Below are 15,944 nucleotides of genomic sequence, written 5' to 3'. Positions count from 1 at the left end.
CCGCATGCCTTACGCAGCCGTCAACGACACGCAGCTGTTCTACCGCATCGATGGCGCAGAGAACACCGACGCGCCCTGGCTGGTTCTGTCGAACTCGCTCGGCAGCGATGTGTCGATGTGGACGCCCCAGCTCGTCGAATTCTCGAAGCACTTCCGCGTGCTGCGCTACGACACGCGCGGCCACGGCCACTCGGCCGCGCCGCAAGGTCCGTACACCATCGAGCAACTGACCGGCGACGTGATCGGCCTGCTCGATCATCTGGGCATCGCACGCGCGCATTTCTGCGGCGTCTCGATGGGCGGTCTCACGGGCGTGGGCCTGGGCGCGCGTTTCGCGAGCCGCATCGACCGTCTCGTGCTGTGCAACACGGCGGCGAAGATCGGCACGCCGCAAGTGTGGGAGCCGCGCGCGGCGAAGGCCCGCAACGAAGGCATGCTGTCGCTCGCGGATGCGGTGCTGCCGCGCTGGTTCACGGCCGAATTCATGGAGCGCAACCCGCTCGTGATCGCGCAGGCGCGCGACGTGTTCGTGCACACCGACAAGGACGGCTACGCTTCGAACTGCGACGCGCTCAACGCCGCCGATCTGCGCGGCGAAGCCGCTTCGATCAAGGCGCCGACGCTCGTGATCTCGGGCACGCACGATCTGGCCGCCACGCCCGCACAGGGCCGCGAACTCGCCGAATCGGTGCCGGGCGGCCGTTACGTCGAACTGAATGCCTCGCACATCTCGAACGTCGAATTGACGGACGAATTCAACAAGGTAGTCCTGAGTTTCCTGCTGGAGTCGAAATGAACGAAGACGATCGCTACGAAGCGGGTTTGAAGGTGCGTCGCGCGGTGCTGGGCGACGCGCACGTCGATCGCTCGATCGCCAACCGCACGGACCTGACCGAAGAATTCCAGAAACTCATTTCGCGCTATGCGTGGGGCGAAATCTGGACGCGCGAAGGTCTGCCGCGCCACACGCGCAGCCTGCTGACGATCTCGATGATGGTCGCGCTCAATCGCAACGAGGAGCTGGCGCTCCATCTGCGTGCCGCGAAGAACAACGGCGTGACGCGCGAGGAAATCAAGGAAGTGCTGCTGCAGACCGCGATCTACTGCGGCGTGCCGGCGGCGAATTCGGCCTTCCATCTGGCCGATAAGATCTTCCGCGAGGAAGACGCTGCAGCGGCAGAAAAGGCCTGATCCGGCCGGATCGCCGGGCCGCCTGACCCATGCAAAAGGGCACGCCTCGCGCGTGCCCTGCAAGTGCTTACTCGGCGGCGTCGTGCTCCGCCACATACTGGCGCAGCACGGCGAGCACCGCGGCATCTTCCGCGCGGCTCGCCGCGTCGCTGGCCGATCCCGCTTCTTCCTCTTCGCCCAGCAATGCGGGCGGCGCCGCGATCGTCTCGAACTCGTGGCCTTCGCGGAACACGCGAATCTCGTGTGTCGCCGCCGTATATTCCGCTACCCAGTGAACGCCTTCGATGTGCGCGCCCACGCGAATTGGTGTCTTCATCGCCAGACCTCCCGCCTTGCCGTGTCCATCAGCCAACGATACGCCGATGACGCCCGCCGTGCGCGCATGATGATCGGACGAATGCGCGCCGGCTGAAAGCAAAACGGCCCGCTCGTAGCGAGCAGGCCGTGGCAACCGCGCAATGCCGAAGCCGCGTTACGCGACCTTCGTCAGCACTTCGCGCACCGTGCCGAACAGGCGCTCGATTTCCTCTTCGGTGATGATGAGCGGCGGCGAGAACGCGAGAATATCGCCCGTGAAGCGGATCAGCACGCCCGCTTCGAAGCACTTCACGAACACCTCGTAAGCGCGCGCGCCCACCGCGCCGTCGCGCGAATCGAGCTCGATGCCCGCAACCATGCCCAGGTTGCGCACGTCCTTCACGTGCGGCGCGTCGCGCAGCGCGTGCGCGGCGGCTTCGAACTTCGGCGCGAGGCTGTGCGCGCGTTCGAACAGGCCTTCGCGGCGGTACAGATCCTGGGTGGCGATCGCCGCCGCCGCAGCCAGCGGGTGTGCCGAATACGTGTAGCCGTGGAACAGTTCGATCGCGCCCGGCGCGCCGCTGTTGACCACCGTGTCGTGGATCGTGCGGCTCACGGCCACGCCGCCCATCGGCACGGCGGCGTTGTTGATCGCCTTGGCCATCGTGATGATGTCCGGCGTCACGCCGAAATACTCGCTCGCCGTGGCCTTGCCCAGACGGCCGAAACCGGTGATGACTTCGTCGAAAATCAGCACGATGCCGTGCTTCGTGCAGATTTCGCGCAGACGTTGCAGATAGCCTTGCGGCGGAATCAGCACGCCCGTCGAACCGGCAACCGGCTCGACGATCACGGCGGCGATCGTCGACGCATCGTGCAGCGCGACGATGCGTTCGAGGTCATCCGCGAGATGCGCGCCCCACGCGGGCTGGCCCTTCGTGAAAGCGTTCTGTTCGAGGTTGTGCGTGTGCGGCAGATGATCGATGGCGGGCAGCAACTGGCCCGAGAAGGTCTTGCGATTCGCGCCGATCCCGCCGACCGAAATGCCGCCGAAGCCCACGCCGTGATAGCCGCGCTCGCGGCCGATCAGCTTGGTGCGCTGGCCTTCGCCGCGCGAGCGATGGTAGGCGAGGGCGATCTTCAGCGCCGTATCGACCGATTCCGAACCCGAGTTCGTGAAGAACACGCGGTCGAGGCCTTCCGGCATGATTTCGGCGATCTTGCTGGCCGCTTCGAAAGCGAGCGGGTGACCCATCTGGAAGGTGGGCGCGAAGTCGAGCTTGCCTGCCTGTTGCGCAATCGCCGCGACGATTTCATCGCGACCGTGACCCGCGTTCACGCACCAGAGACCGGCGCTGCCGTCCATCACCTCACGGCCGTCGGTCGTGCGGTAATACATGCCCTTGGCCGATTCCAGCAGGCGCGGCGCGGCCTTGAACTGACGGTTGGCCGTAAAGGGCATCCAGAACGACGAAAGATCGTCGATGACGGGGCGCGAAGTCATGAGTTTCTCCTCCAAAGTGGTTGAACAGAATGTAGCGTCCGGGCTTGAAGCGCGGCATATACAGTCTCTATACTGCGCTGATAACCGTGCTGGACAATCTGCCGCAACTGTATTGGTCTGTGCATAACGTGCCACTCACATTCTCATGATCGAATTCGAACTGGAACGCGGCCGCGGGGCCGCCGCCACGCTTGTCGAGCAACTGGTGCGGGCCTTCGCGCAGGCGATCGAGGGCAACTCGCTGCGCGCGGGCGCGCTGCTGCCTTCGGTGCGCCAACTGGCGCAATCGCACGCGCTGTCCACCTATACGGTGACGGACGCGTACAACCGTCTGGTGTCGATGGGGCTGGTGGTGGCGCGGCGCGGCTCGGGGTATCGCGTGGCGCCGCGCGAAGCCGCGCCGCGTGCGAGTGCCGGCGCGGCCGTCTGGCAGCCGCCCGCGCTCACGGCCACCTGGCTGCTGTCCGACGTCTTCGCCGATCATTCGGTGCCGATCAAGGCGGGCTGCGGCTGGATGCCAGCCGAGTGGATCAACGAAACCGGCCTGCATCACGCATTGCGCGCGACGAGCCGCGTGCCCGCAGTGCGTCTGGGCGACTACGGCCACCCGTACGGTTTTGCGCCGCTGCGCGAGCGCATTGCCGCGCAGCTGGACCGCCAGGGTTTGCCGGTCGAAACCGGCAACGTGCTGCTCACGCAGGGCGCGACGCAAGGCCTCGATCTGATCGTGCGCACGCTGCTGCGTCCCGGCGACGCCGTGCTGGTGGAAGATCCCGGCTATTGCAACCTGCTGCAGATTCTCAAGCTGGCGGGCCTCACGGTGCATGGCGTGCCGCGCACGCCCGCCGGGCTCGATCTCGACGCGCTCGAACAGCAGGTGGCCGCCCATCGTCCGAAGGCGATCTTCGTCAACACGACGCTGCAGAATCCCACCGGCGCGACCTACACGATGGCCAACGCATTCCGGCTGCTGCAGATCGCGGAACGCGAACGCATGTGGGTCGTGGAAGACGATGTGAGCCGCGAACTCGCGCCGCCCGGCGCGCCGCTGCTGGCCGCGATGGAAGGCCTGCGCCGCGTGCTTTATGTGAGCGGATTTTCGAAGACGGTGACGCCTTCGCTGCGCTGCGGCTATGTGGTCGCAGAGCGCGACGTGCTGCGCGAACTCGCGCGCGCGAAGATGGCGGTGGGGCTGACGTCTTCGGAGACGATCGAGCGCATCGTCGACAAGGTGCTGGTGGAAGGGCGTTACACGCGCCACGTCGAGATCGTCAACGAGCAGTTGAAAGCCGCGCATGCGGCGTTCGAAGATCGTATCGATTCGCTGGGGCTGGAGCCGTTCTGCCGGCCGCGCGCGGGCCTGTTCATGCTGGTGCGCCTGCCGGTGGAAGCGGCGCGCGCCGGTGAGATCGCCACCGCCGCGTTGCGCGACGGCATCTGGCTCGCGCCCGGCTCCTATTTTCGCCCCGACGACGCGGCCAGCGCGTGGTTCCGCTTCAACGCGCCGTATTCGCTCGACGATGCGCTCTGGCGGTTCATCGAGCGCATCGGCAAAAGGATTTGATCGGCAATCCTGATGAGACGGATCAGCGCTGCAGCAGATGCACAAGCAGCGGATACATCGACGCGACCAGCGACAGCGCCATGGCGATGTTGAACAGGCGCAGGCGGCGCGGATCGGCGAGAAAACGGCGCATGCCCGTGCCGAACGCCGCCCACACGCAGATGCAGGGCAGGCCGACCACGTAGAACAGCACGGCCATCGCTACGGTATTGAGGCCGAAATCCGTCGACAGACGAATCGTGGTCACGGCCGTGAGCACCATCATCCACGCTTTGGGGTTGATCCACTGGAACGCGATGGCTTCGTGAAAGCGCATCGGGCGGCGCTCGCCGCTCTTGATCTTCATGCCGCCCGAAGTGCCGATCTTCCACGCCAGCCACAGCAGATAAGCCACGCTCGCGGCTTCGAGCACCGTGTACAGCACGGGAATGCGCCGGAACGCTTCGCCCAGACCGAAACCCACGCACAGCATCAGGACCACGACGCCCGCGCTGATGCCGAGCATATGCGGCACCGTGCGCCGGAAGCCGAAGTTGACGCCGGAGGTGAGCAGCATCGTGTTGTTCGGGCCGGGCGTGATGGACGTGACGACCACGAACAGCATGCCGGCGGGCAGGGCGCTGAGCATTTCGGGCAGCATGAGGCGAAGACTCCGGGGAAAAGATGGCGATCCTGATGATCGTCGAGGAGTCAGTGTAACGAGATGGATCGGTACAGTACCGGTACAGATTGTCAGCCGGAAACCGGTACGGCGTGGGGGACGATTGAGCGGGATTGTCCGGCCGGGGTTGTCCAACCGGGTTGTTCAACGATCGCGGCTTCGGCGCTCCGGTTTATTCCGGCATGGCCGCAGCAGCAGCGGGCGCAGCCAGCGTCGCGCTGTCGGCGAGTGTCTTGATGCGTGCGGCTATATCGTCGTCGAGCGGCGTGTAGACGATCATGCCCAGATCCGGGCGGCCATCGACGGCAAAAGCCGAATACTCCAGCTCGATCGCGCCAAGCACGGGATGCTGCAGGCGCTTGACGCCGCCATCGGCGTGATTGTGCAGGTCGTTCTCGCGCCAAAGCGCGGCGAATTCCGGGCTCACGCTGCTCAGTTCCTCGACGAGTTCCCCCGCCTCCGACACCAGACCCGCGCGCGCCACATCGGCCCGAAACGCGCCCACCACAAAACGCGCGACGCTCTCCCAGTCATGCTGCTTCGCGCGCACCTCGGCATGGCCGAACAGAAACCGCAGGATATTGCGGCCGTCGGGCGGCAGCGCGCCGTAATCGGTCAGCACGACCGCAGCGGCGCGATTCCACGCGATCACGTCCCAGACGGGATTCTTGATGATGGCAGGACTCGACGGCAGCGAATCCAGAAAGCGCTGCAAGCGCGGATGCACGTCGTTGACGGCGCGGTAGCGCACTTCCGGCGGCCGGCCGAGGCCGAGCATGAAGAGATGTTCGCGTTCGGTGTGGGTGAGCATCAGCGCGCCCGCGATGCGTTCGAGCACGCTCGCCGAGGGCGCGCCGCCACGGCCCTGTTCGAGCCACGTGTACCAGGTCGGGCTGATATTGGCGCGCTGCGCGACTTCCTCGCGACGCAGGCCAGGCGTGCGCCGCCGCCCGGAAAAGCCGAAGCTCGCGGGATCGAGCCGGGTGCGGCGGCTCTTCAGGAAGTCGCCGAGCGAGGTGGAACTGGGGGAGGACGTGGTGACCGACATGGGAATCCTGTTAGTCGTTTTACCATGATAACGTCACTACTTTAACGGAATAAGAATCCGTCAGATAGTGCGGAGGTCACGACCAGAAGGAGTTGACGATGCGAATCTTTTTGACGGGCGCGACCGGTTTTATCGGCTCGGCCCTTATCCCTGAACTGATTCAGGCGGGCCATCAGGTGAGCGGCATGACGCGCTCGGACGCCGGTGCGCAGGCGCTCGCGCAAGCCGGCGCCCAGGCGCATTTCGGCACGCTCGAAGACGTCGAAAGCCTCAAGCGCGGGGCCGACAACGCGGATGCGGTCATTCACGCGGCGTTCGATCACGATTTTTCCCGCTTCGTGGAGAACTGCGAAAAGGACAAGCGCGCGATTGCGGCGCTGGGTTCCGTGCTGGCCGGTTCGGACCGGCCGCTGCTGATTACGTCGGGCACCGGCGTCGGCAGCGGCGAACAGGGCGAGCTTGCGCGCGAGGACGTGTTCAATACCACGCATCCTAATCCGCGCATCGGCTCGGAAATCGCGGGCAATGCGCTGCTCGAAGCGGGCGTGAATGTTTCGGTGATGCGTTTGCCGCAGGTGCACAACCCGTTCAGGCAAGGGCTGATTTCGCCGCTGATTGCGATTGCGCGCGAAAAAGGCGCGGTGGCCTATGTGGGCGAGGGGCGCAACCGCTGGCCGGCCGGGCATCTATCCGATGTCGTGCGGCTTTATCGGCTGGCGATCGAAAAAGCGGAGCGCGGCGCGCGTTATCACGCGGTCGGCGAAGAGGGCGTCAGCAGCCGCGAGATCGCCGAGTCGCTCGGGCGCGGCCTGAAACTGCCGGTCGTGTCGATTCCGGCGGAGCAGGCGCAAGCGCAGTTCGGCTGGATGGCGATGTTCGTCGGCATGGATATGCCTGCTTCCAGCGCCCTAACGCAGGCGCGTCTGGGCTGGCGGCCGAGCGGGCCGTCGCTGATCTCGGATCTGGATCAGGCGCGGTATCTGTAACCGGCAGTGAGAAGCAGCGCGCGGTTCCGCCCGGCGGAGCCGCGCATTGTTACGGTATGCGAATGGTTACGAGGCGCAGACGAACTTGAGCGCCCGGTCGAGTTCGGTGTCGGGTTCGACATCGGTGAAGGTTTCGTTGCTGACCGTGGGCAGCGTGTCGACGCGATCCAGCAACTGGCCTTGCGCGTCGTAGCTCAGGCGGCTGGTCAGCGAGGTCTGATGTTTTTTGCAGTCGAACGCGATTCGTTGCTTGAGCAACGTTACCGGCGCGAGCGCGTGCGAAATCGCCGTGGGCTCGGCGTAGCGAATCTGAATCCAGGCGCGGCGAATGGCGCCTTCGCGCACGATGGAATCGGTGTTGACCGATTCGGTCCATCGGTTCGGCACGGACGCCACGGTGGTCCAGCCCGCCGCATGAACGGCCGATGCGGCCAGCGCCGCCGACGCTACGGCGAGACAAGTCAGAAGCCGCGGCGCGCGGCGCCAGTCATGATGTGAAAGTGCTTGGGCGCTCATAGCTTTCTCTGCAATCGGAACGATTCGTGGGTCAATCATTGGCCCTTGATTGTAAGCGTGCGAGCTAGCCACAAGCAGCGGCGAAAACAGCGCAGAAAACCGCTCAATTAACGCGACTGTGCGCGACTGTGTGCGACTGCGCCAGCCAGGACGGCCAGCGTCCGGCGAGACACTACGCCTCTACCACACCCGAGCGCATCATCGACTGGTATTTCACCGGCGTCATATGCAGCACGCGCTTGAACATCACGGCGAAGGAACTGGCGTCGGCGTAACCGAGATAGCGGGCCACTTCGTCGATGGGCGTATGCGTGGACAGCAGGCACATCGCTTCCGACACGCGCATTTCCTCGCGCCATTTCGCGAACGGCATGCCGGTTTCGCGCTGGAAATGCCGCGCGAGCGTGCGCGAACTCGCGCCGAAACGGTCGCCCCAATGTTCGAGCGAATCGCTGTTGGCGGGCTCTTCGATCAGCGCCTGGCAGATGCGGTGCAGACGCGGATGCTGCGGCAGCGGCAGGCGGCCGGGCGGTTCGTCGGCGGGCGTGGCCGCGGCGAGCAGTTTGACGATCAACTGGGTGAGGATATCGGCGAGACTGCCGGGCGCGCGCGTTCGCGCGGGCTCCTTCACGAGCGCGAGAATCGCCTCGCGCAGCAGCCCGCCGACCGGCAATAGACGGCCTTCGTCGGCGGCGTTCAGCGGACACGGATCGAGATAGAGCGTGCGAAACCCCACCTTGCCGACCATCTCCAGTTCGTGTTCGACGAAAGGCGGCACGAGCATCGCGCAATCGGGCGTCACGACCCAGCTCGCGGCCGGCGTGCGTACGCGGATCAACCCGCTCGTGGCGTAGAGCAACTGGGCGTGAGCATGCCGGTGCGCGAATTCGCGCGCGCCCGCTTCGTACTCGATCGCCTCGCCGTACACGGGCGGCAGAACGTCCTCCGGCGCCGCGGCGGCGGCCGGATCGGGCATGATGAGCGCGTTGTCCGTTCGATTCGAAAAGTCTTCCATAACATTCCAGCTGGCAAGGCGGCTGCGGGCGCTATCGTCCGGTTTTGCCCGTTTTCAGCGATCTGTCTGCGGTCTTGATCGACCGGGGCAGTATAGCTTTTGCGTCGGTAATAAGATGCATTATCATTCAAAGTTCATTTTTCAAGCGATGGCATAAGCGGATGGTGTTCGATGCTTCAGCCCGGCCCGACGCCGGACAACCCATCAGCCCGGCGACGCAAAGCGCCGGCGCTCGACCGCAGCGGCTCGCCGCGCGCGGCCGTTGGCCCGACGATATCGCGCTCTGGCGTGTCGACTTCGACTTCGCGCAGACGCCCGCCGACGCGCCTTTTCTCGACGATGCCGAGCGCGCCAGGGCCCAGCGCTATCTCCAGCGCGCCGATCAGATCCGTTTTGCCGTCACGCGCTCGGTGTTGCGCCAGTTGCTCGCCGATGCCATCGGCGATGCGCCCGACGCGCTGCGCTTCGTCTTTTCCGAGCGCGGCAAGCCGCAGTTGCAGGATCACATCGGGCTATCGTTCAACGTCTCGCACGCGGGCAATCACGCGTTGATCGCGCTTTCCCGCACGCGCGAGGTCGGTATCGACATCGAGCAGCACAACGCGTCGATCGACTGGCGCGGGCTCTCGCGGCTCGTATGCACGCCCGCCGAGCGGCAGGCGCTCGACAGCGCGCCGCCGCCATCGCAGGCCGCGCTGTTCATGCACTGCTGGACCGCGAAGGAAGCCTTGCTCAAAGCGCTGGGTCTGGGCATCGCGCACGGACTGCTGGCGCTGGGCGTCGATCTGGCGGGCGAGGGCGGCGTGGAGCGTGCCGCATCGCCGCACGTGGTTGGCAGCGCCGCGGAGTTCGGCGCGGCCAGCCAGTTGCACTACCGCTGGCTCGACGATCTGCCCGGCTACGCCTGCTGCCTCGCCTTTGCAAAGCCCGGCAGCAGCGCGCGCACCGGCGCTTAAGGCCCGATCCAGCCTACCGCGTGAATCTGCCTGACCGGCTGCGCGACCGAAATCGCGCCGCGAATCTCGCCGGGCATCGGCACGTCGATCACATGCCAGCGGCCTTCGTCGGCGAGATCGATCCAGACGGCGGGGCTGTCTTCGTCGAGTTCGTCGAGGTCGTCGCCTGCCGCCGTCGCGTCTTCGACCCGCATCGCGCCCGACAGGCTGGTGTGGCGCGCGGTGCGGCGCAGCGCATCGGCGTGGCGGCGGCTGGCGTCTTCCTGCTGGCGGCGCGTGCTGGCCTGGGCGAATTCCCACACGCTCGCGCGCGCGAGGTCCTCCGCGCCGCTGGTTTCGCTGCCGGGACGCGGCATCGTAATGCCCAGTCCCAGCGTCGACGGCCCGATGCCGATCAACACCCAGATGCCGCCAAACGCGATATCCACACTCAAACACCGATCGCCGACCACGATCTGCGCGCCGCGATGCTCGCCATGTCCATCGACGATCTGCACTTCGCGTGGCGGCAAGCCAGTCAGATTCGCGCCGATCCAGCGCAGCATCACGCGGCTCGCGATATAGCGATGGCGCAGCGCCGCGTTCGGATGAAAGCGCGCGCGATTACGCTCGGCGTCGGACAGCCATTTTTCGCTTTCGTGGATCGCCACCGGCAGCCAGCTGGCGCGAAAGCGCCACAGATGCAGCACGCCGGCATCGGGCATCTTGAGCTGCGCGGGATAGCGCCGCGTGAGCCGGTGCGTCGTGAAGACGGGCGAGTTCGACGCGCTGCGCGCTGCGCGGCTGCGCGACAGCCGCCGGCCGTAGCGCGGGGTGAGTTCCGTTTGCGAGGCGAGATATGACATGCGGTCGGTCCTCCATGCCAGTGTCGGGTTATTGCATCTGCGTGGACGGGCTGCTGAGCACGCGGCGGCTCTGCGTATCGCGCGTGATCGCTTCTTCGGTGAACGGCACGGCCAGCCAGCGCTGCGCCGCGTAGGCGCGCACGCCATCGGCGTAATGCGGCGAGGCCGGATCGTCGGATTCGGACGAGGCGATCAGCGTATGCGCGAGGACGCCGTGATCGTCGAACGACACCACTTGCAGATACGTGTTGCCGTTCGGGTTGCGGTTCATCGATTCGGCTTCCTTATCGAACGGATGCATGGCGCAGGCCGCCGTGAAATAGCCTTCGGCGTCGCAGCCGCCGTACAGGCCGATGCGTGCGTCGTCGCGCTGCACGTAGAGCGCGGCGTCGTGCGGCGCATCGAGCGCGAGACCCGCGGCGCGCAGCGTGGCGATCGCCTTGCGCAGCGCGGCGGTGAGCGTGGCCGGGTCGGCGGCGATGCCCGCAGGCGTCGTCAGCGGCTGCTGCGGATCGAAGGGCACGGCATAGAGCTGCTGCGCCGGGATCGCCGCGAGCTGCTTCCAGTAGACGTCCCACAGCGTCGCGCCGCGTGCGTTCGCGCTGCCTTCGTCGTTCCAGGCGGCCAGCACGCTGCAGGCTTCGTGCAGATCGGCGTCGTGTGCGGTCGCGGCGGGCGTGCAGACGCGCGCGAGCACCGCATCCTTGAACAGCACAGCCGACATCGCGCGGCTGTCGAGCACGCTTTGCATCAGCGAGGCGGGGTTCACGCGGCCCGGCTGCGCCATCTGCTGCGCGGCGATCTCGTGACCCAGACGCGTGCGCAGCGACTGCGCCGTACCGGTTTCGCCGACCACCGGCGCGAAGCCCGTCAGCGGCGCGGCCGGATTGGTGAGCCAGTAGCTGCCGTTGAAATTGCCGACGTAATCGCGGCGCGCGAGCGAGGGCAGATCGGCGGCCGGCATGGCGCCGGGCTGCGCTGCCTGCGCATTGCTCTGCCAGTCGCAGTCGCTGCGCGAACCGTCGAGGAAGGGCAGGCCCGGCATGCGCGCGGCGACAGCGTGCCCGAGCGGCGGCGTGCAGCGCTGCGCGAGCGCGGCGCTCACGTCCGGCACCGCGCCGATATCCGCATACCAGGCACGCGGATCGCCGCGCCCGATCGCGAACGTGTTGACCCACGGCACCGCCGCGTTGCGTTTCTGGATCGCGATGAAATCGTCGAGCGAGCGCGCCTGGCCCCAGTCGAGGAAGTTTTCGAATACGCGGAAGTTATCGGCGTTGATGTCGCGCAGCGCGAAGGCCTGCTGCGCGTTCCAGCCGAGCGCGGGCGACAGCGCGCCCAGATTCACCAGCGGGCCGAAGCGCGAACGGTAGAGCGTGCGCGTGACGGTGTGCAGCGTGCCGTCGGCGGCGCGCGCCTGCACGTTCAGGCGCACCGGCGTCATGGCTTCTTCGTGGCCGTCGTAGACGTAGCGCGTGGGCGCGCCCGGCACCAGCTTGAGCTGGAACACGCCGAAGCGCTTTGCGCTGGAAACCGTGTGGGTCCACGCGACGTTCTGGTTGAAGCCCATCACGATCAGCGGCACGCCGAGGAACGACACGCCGCTCACATCGAGCTGGCCGGGAATCGTCAGCTGTGCCTGGTAGAAGCGGTCGGGGCCGGTCCAGAACCAGTGCGGATTGCCGAACAGCAGCGCGCGGCCGTCGTGGGTCGCGTCCGCGCCAAAGGCGAGGGCGTTGCTGCCGATGCCCGCCTGACCGCCCACGTATTCGAGTGGCGCGGTTGCGGCAAGCGTTTCGGCGCGTTGGCCGATGGCGGCGTGAGGTTCGGCGGCGGCCTGGGCGGCGGGCGGCTGCGCGGTCGCGATCGCCGCGACGAAGCGCGCTTCGCCGCCGGCGAGATTCGCGGCGTAGAGGCGGCGGTAGACGTCGGCGCGGGCAATCGGCGTGAGCCACGCCGCGCCGCGGCAGGCCGCGTGCGCGCCTGCGTGATCGCCCGCGCGCACTTCGCCCGCATAGCGGTTGTAGCCATCGACGAAACCGTCGATCAGCTTGCGCATGGTCGGCGTCTGGCTGTCGCGGTAACGGGCGACGGCGGCATCGTCGGCGACGAAGCGGAAGAAGAAGTCGGCGTCCAGATTGTCCGGCTGGCCGAAGGTCGCGCCGGTTTCGGGCCGCGCCTGCGGGCCGAAGTAGCGCGAGCGCTCGCCGCGATAGGTCACGAAGGCTTCGGCCATCGTGCAGAGATTGTCTTCGGCCTGACTGTAGCCATAGCCGTAGCCGAGGCTGCCCCAGTCGTCGGCTTTCACGTGCGGAATGCCGAGCGCGGTGCGGCGGATATCGACCTGGTACGGGCCGCCTTGCGGGGCGAACGACGTCTGCGTATCGCGCGACGGCGTGGCGCAGCTTTGCAGCAGCAGCGCGACGGCCAGCGCGCCGCCGAGCGCGGCCGGCGCGCGCAAAGCGTCAAGCTGGCGATGAAGCTGGCGAAGGCGGTGAGCGAACGAAAAATCGGGCATGGCTTTCGGTATCGGTTGCGTTGGTGTGCGCTTGTGCGAGCTTGTGCGAGCTTCAGTGCGCGTCGGCGCGAGCGGGCTGGACTTCGCCGGCGCGCTGCGGACGCACTTCCTCGACGATGCGGCCGTTCTCCAGCCGGATATAGCGATCCGACGCATCGAAATAACGGTCGTCGTGCGAAATCACGATCAGCGTTTTGCCCTGGCGCTTCAGGTCCGGCAGGATCTCGGTGTAGAACACGCGGCGGAAGGTCGGGTCCTGATCGGCGGCCCATTCGTCGAGCACCATCACCGGGCGCTGTTCGAGATACGCGTGCACGAGCGCGAGCCGCTTGCGCTGGCCGGTCGAGAGATCGGTGGTGGTGAACGCGCCGTCGCGCACCTGCACCTTATGGGCGATTTCGAGGCGTTCGAGATAGCGCTGCGCCTGAGCGCCCAGGCGCGCTTCGCCCGGAATCAGCGTGTCGAACAGGTAGTAGTCGGAAAACACCGCCGAAAAGAGCTGGCGATAAGCGTCGAGATCGCGGTCGTCGACGGGCTGGCCGTCCACTTGCAACTGCCCCGCATCGGGACGATAGAGGCCGAGCAGCAGCTTGATCAGCGTGGTCTTGCCGCAGCCGTTTTCGCCGACGATAAAGAGCGTCTCGCCGCGCGCGATGGTCAGATCGACCGGACCGAGCGCGAAGCCGCCAGGCGCGGGCGAATCGTTTTGATCCGCGTGCTTGTTTTTATCGTCGTCGCCAGTGGCGAGCGGCGCGGCGAAGCGGTAATGCGCGTGATCGAGCGAGATCGACGTGAAGTTTTCCCAGCTTTGCGCGCCAGGTTGTACGTTTGCGCCTTCGACCACCAGAGCCGGTTCGCGCGTCGAAAAGCGCGCCTGCAGTTCGGCGATGCGCTGGAACGCCACCTGCGCGCGGCCGATCGACGGCAGCGCGCCGACGATCTCCTGGATCGGCCCCTTCATGTACAGCAGCACCAGCACGAAGCCGGTGGCGATGGCGCGGTCCGCGCCCGCCACGCCGTGCTGCAGCGCGAGCATCAATCCGACCACGATAAAGAACAGCAGCGAGCCGAACGCATTGGCCGACACGAACACGTTCGCCGCGCGCACGCGCAGGCGCTGGATTTCGTCGATGGTGCCGCTCAGTTCGTTATCGAAGACGAAGCGGCGGCGCTGGCCGTTCAGGCGCAGTTCCTTCGCGCCGTCGGTGATCGAGCGATAGTGTTTTTGCAGGCGGTCTTCGGCGGCGCGCGCCTGACCGAAACGGCCGATGCCCACGCGGCGCGCGAGCGTCTGCACCACCGAGCCGATGGCAATCGCGGCAATCGCGATCAGCAGCATGACCGGCGACAGCACCAGCAGATAGCCGAGGCAGCCGAGAATCGTCGCCGTGGCGATGGCGAGGCTCGAAAACATGAAGGAAAACGAGCTGATCGTATCGATATCCTGATTGAGCGCGGTCACGAGCCGATGGCTGCGGAACTGCTCGATCTGGCCGATGGGCGCGGCCAGAATGCGCTCGCTCAGATCCTTGCGCAGCATCGCGATCACGCGCTGCCCGACGATGTTGTTGCCGATATCCGAGACCACCTCGCCGATCAGCGCGATCGCGCACAGTCCCGCGAAGCTCAGCAGCAGGGTGGGCAGGGCGTCGGTGCCGCTTTGCAGCGTGCGGTTGGTGACGGCCAGCAGGGCGGCGGTGGCGATCCCGCTCGCCGCGCCCATCATCGTGGCCAGCACGGTGATCGGCCAAAGGCGTCTGAGCAGTCTTAGCAATTGCGCAAGCATCGTGTTCCCCAGAAATTTCAGAAGTTCATGCGCGCGCACCGGAGTGCGGCACGGTGTTCCACAGCGTTCATCACAACAGCGGCAAGCTCAGCGACGCCGGCTGAGCAGCCACATCAGATAAGGCGCGCCGATCAGCGTCGCCACGAGTCCTGCGGGCAGTTCGCGCGGCATCAGCAGCGTGCGGCCGAGCCAGTCGGCGAGCACCAGCGTGAGCGCGCCGGTGGGCGCGGCCAGCGCGAGTTGCTGCAACGGCTTGCGCGCGCCGAACAGCCGCGCGAAATGCGGCGCGATCAGGCCCGCGAACGACAGCGGCCCGACGATCAAGGTGGCGGCGGCCGTGAGCAGCGCGATCAACACGAGCAGCGCGAGGCGCGCGCCGCGCATCGGCACGCCGAGCGCGCGCGCCGACGCATCGCCCAGCGGCAGGATCTGCAGCCAGCGCTGCGTGAACGGCAGCAGCGCGCACAGCGCGACGCAGAGCAGCAGCGCGAAGACGGCGTCGGTGGGCGTGATCGTGTAGGTGGAACCGGAAAGCCATTGCAGCAGCGTGGCGGCCTGTTCGCCGCCGGTGGCGATCGACACCGCCACCACCGCCTGGAACAGCGCGCCGATCGCCACGCCCGCGAGCATCACGCGCTCCGGCGCGTAGCGCGCACGGTGCGAGAAGGCGAGGATCGCGAGCAGCGCGGCCAGTGCGCCGAGGCTGGTCGCCGCCAGGCGCGCGGCATGACTCGCCCCGCCCACGCTGCCGATATCGAACCAGCCGCCCACGCCGATCACCAGCACGATCAGGCCGAGCGCCGCGCCCGCGCTGACGCCGAGCAGTTCCGGGCTGGCGAGCGGATTGCCGGTCAGGCGCTGCATCAGCGTGCCGGCGACCGCGAGCATCGCGCCGGCGGCGAGTGCGGCGAGGGCGCGCGGCGCGCGCCAGATCGTCACCTGCGAGAGTTCGGTGAAGCTGCTGAAGTGCCAGCCTTGCGGGCCGCGCGCGAAAACGAGGCTGAGCGCGAGCGCGCCGAGCAGCGCCAGCATCAGCGCCGCGAAGCGCCAGCGCAGA

15 protein-coding genes are annotated in these 15,944 nt (G+C 66.8%); 5 read left to right on the top strand and 10 right to left on the bottom strand.

Features of this window, described 5'->3' with window-relative positions; genetic code table 11:
- Nucleotides 1-4: 4 nt before the first annotated feature.
- Together pcaD and pcaC are read left to right on the top strand one after the other, a co-directional pair.
- Nucleotides 5-796: a 3-oxoadipate enol-lactonase gene (gene pcaD, locus G3N59_RS35490; protein WP_205987667.1), complete on the top strand. Its 792-nt coding sequence runs from the start codon at nt 5-7 to the stop codon at nt 794-796.
- Entirely contained in the window at nt 793-1,191 is a 399-nt protein-coding gene (gene pcaC, locus G3N59_RS35485; protein ID WP_205987666.1) for a 4-carboxymuconolactone decarboxylase, read from the top strand. The genes pcaD and pcaC overlap by 4 nt, the downstream gene beginning before the upstream one ends.
- 67 nt (nt 1,192-1,258) lie before the next feature.
- Here pcaC and G3N59_RS35480 read toward each other — a convergent pair whose 3' ends face one another.
- Nucleotides 1,259-1,507 carry a hypothetical protein gene (locus G3N59_RS35480; protein ID WP_205987665.1) on the bottom strand — a complete coding sequence of 83 codons (249 nt, stop codon included), beginning with the start codon at nt 1,505-1,507 and terminating at the stop codon, nt 1,259-1,261.
- Between the two features lie 156 nt (nt 1,508-1,663).
- Nucleotides 1,664-2,992, bottom strand: a complete 1,329-nt coding sequence (locus tag G3N59_RS35475; RefSeq protein ID WP_205987664.1) for an aspartate aminotransferase family protein — start codon at nt 2,990-2,992, stop codon at nt 1,664-1,666.
- A 145-nt stretch (nt 2,993-3,137) separates the two neighbouring features.
- Between G3N59_RS35475 and G3N59_RS35470 the strand changes: the two genes are divergently transcribed.
- Entirely contained in the window at nt 3,138-4,556 is a 1,419-nt protein-coding gene (locus tag G3N59_RS35470) for a PLP-dependent aminotransferase family protein (protein ID WP_205987663.1), read from the top strand.
- 22 nt (nt 4,557-4,578) lie between these two features.
- On the opposite strand, the gene G3N59_RS35465 is transcribed toward G3N59_RS35470, so the two are convergent.
- Together G3N59_RS35465 and G3N59_RS35460 are read right to left on the bottom strand one after the other, a co-directional pair.
- The gene (locus G3N59_RS35465; RefSeq protein WP_205987662.1) at nt 4,579-5,196 is read right to left on the bottom strand and encodes a LysE family translocator; all 618 of its coding nucleotides are present in this window, start codon (nt 5,194-5,196) and stop codon (nt 4,579-4,581) included.
- A gap of 193 nt (nt 5,197-5,389) precedes the next feature.
- Nucleotides 5,390-6,265 carry a helix-turn-helix transcriptional regulator gene (locus tag G3N59_RS35460; RefSeq protein ID WP_205987661.1) on the bottom strand — a complete coding sequence of 292 codons (876 nt, stop codon included), beginning with the start codon at nt 6,263-6,265 and terminating at the stop codon, nt 5,390-5,392.
- Nucleotides 6,266-6,363: 98 nt separating this feature from the next.
- Between G3N59_RS35460 and G3N59_RS35455 the strand changes: the two genes are divergently transcribed.
- Complete coding sequence (locus G3N59_RS35455; protein ID WP_205987660.1) at nt 6,364-7,251, top strand: SDR family oxidoreductase; 888 nt, start codon at nt 6,364-6,366, stop codon at nt 7,249-7,251.
- Nucleotides 7,252-7,317: 66 nt separating this feature from the next.
- On the opposite strand, the gene G3N59_RS35450 is transcribed toward G3N59_RS35455, so the two are convergent.
- Nucleotides 7,318-7,767, bottom strand: a complete 450-nt coding sequence (locus G3N59_RS35450) for a surface-adhesin E family protein (RefSeq protein ID WP_205987659.1) — start codon at nt 7,765-7,767, stop codon at nt 7,318-7,320.
- 172 nt (nt 7,768-7,939) lie between these two features.
- Nucleotides 7,940-8,782 carry a helix-turn-helix transcriptional regulator gene (locus tag G3N59_RS35445; RefSeq protein ID WP_205987658.1) on the bottom strand — a complete coding sequence of 281 codons (843 nt, stop codon included), beginning with the start codon at nt 8,780-8,782 and terminating at the stop codon, nt 7,940-7,942.
- Between the two features lie 161 nt (nt 8,783-8,943).
- Here G3N59_RS35445 and G3N59_RS35440 point away from each other — a divergent pair, with 161 nt between their 5' ends.
- A complete protein-coding gene (locus tag G3N59_RS35440; RefSeq protein ID WP_205987657.1) occupies nt 8,944-9,738 on the top strand; it encodes a 4'-phosphopantetheinyl transferase superfamily protein in 795 nt (264 codons plus the stop codon).
- Here the strand turns inward: G3N59_RS35440 and G3N59_RS35435 are convergent.
- The 4 genes from G3N59_RS35435 to G3N59_RS35420 form a co-directional block, all read right to left on the bottom strand.
- Nucleotides 9,735-10,583 carry a hypothetical protein gene (locus tag G3N59_RS35435; protein WP_205987656.1) on the bottom strand — a complete coding sequence of 283 codons (849 nt, stop codon included), beginning with the start codon at nt 10,581-10,583 and terminating at the stop codon, nt 9,735-9,737. The two genes, G3N59_RS35440 and G3N59_RS35435, sit on opposite strands and share 4 nt — an antisense overlap.
- A 28-nt stretch (nt 10,584-10,611) precedes the next feature.
- A complete protein-coding gene (locus tag G3N59_RS35430; protein WP_205987655.1) occupies nt 10,612-13,101 on the bottom strand; it encodes a penicillin acylase family protein in 2,490 nt (829 codons plus the stop codon).
- A gap of 52 nt (nt 13,102-13,153) precedes the next feature.
- A complete protein-coding gene (locus tag G3N59_RS35425) occupies nt 13,154-14,887 on the bottom strand; it encodes a cyclic peptide export ABC transporter (protein ID WP_205987654.1) in 1,734 nt (577 codons plus the stop codon).
- Nucleotides 14,888-14,974: 87 nt separating this feature from the next.
- Nucleotides 14,975-15,944, bottom strand: a 970-nt coding sequence (locus G3N59_RS35420) for an iron chelate uptake ABC transporter family permease subunit (RefSeq protein ID WP_205987653.1), incomplete at its 5' end; no start/stop codon positions are given.

It is taken from the genome of Paraburkholderia sp. Ac-20340 (assembly GCF_017104965.1).
Classification (GTDB): Bacteria; Pseudomonadota; Gammaproteobacteria; order Burkholderiales; family Burkholderiaceae; genus Paraburkholderia.
The sequence above is the reverse complement of the archived record's forward strand: the minus strand, read 5'-3'. Positions and strand labels throughout refer to the sequence as shown.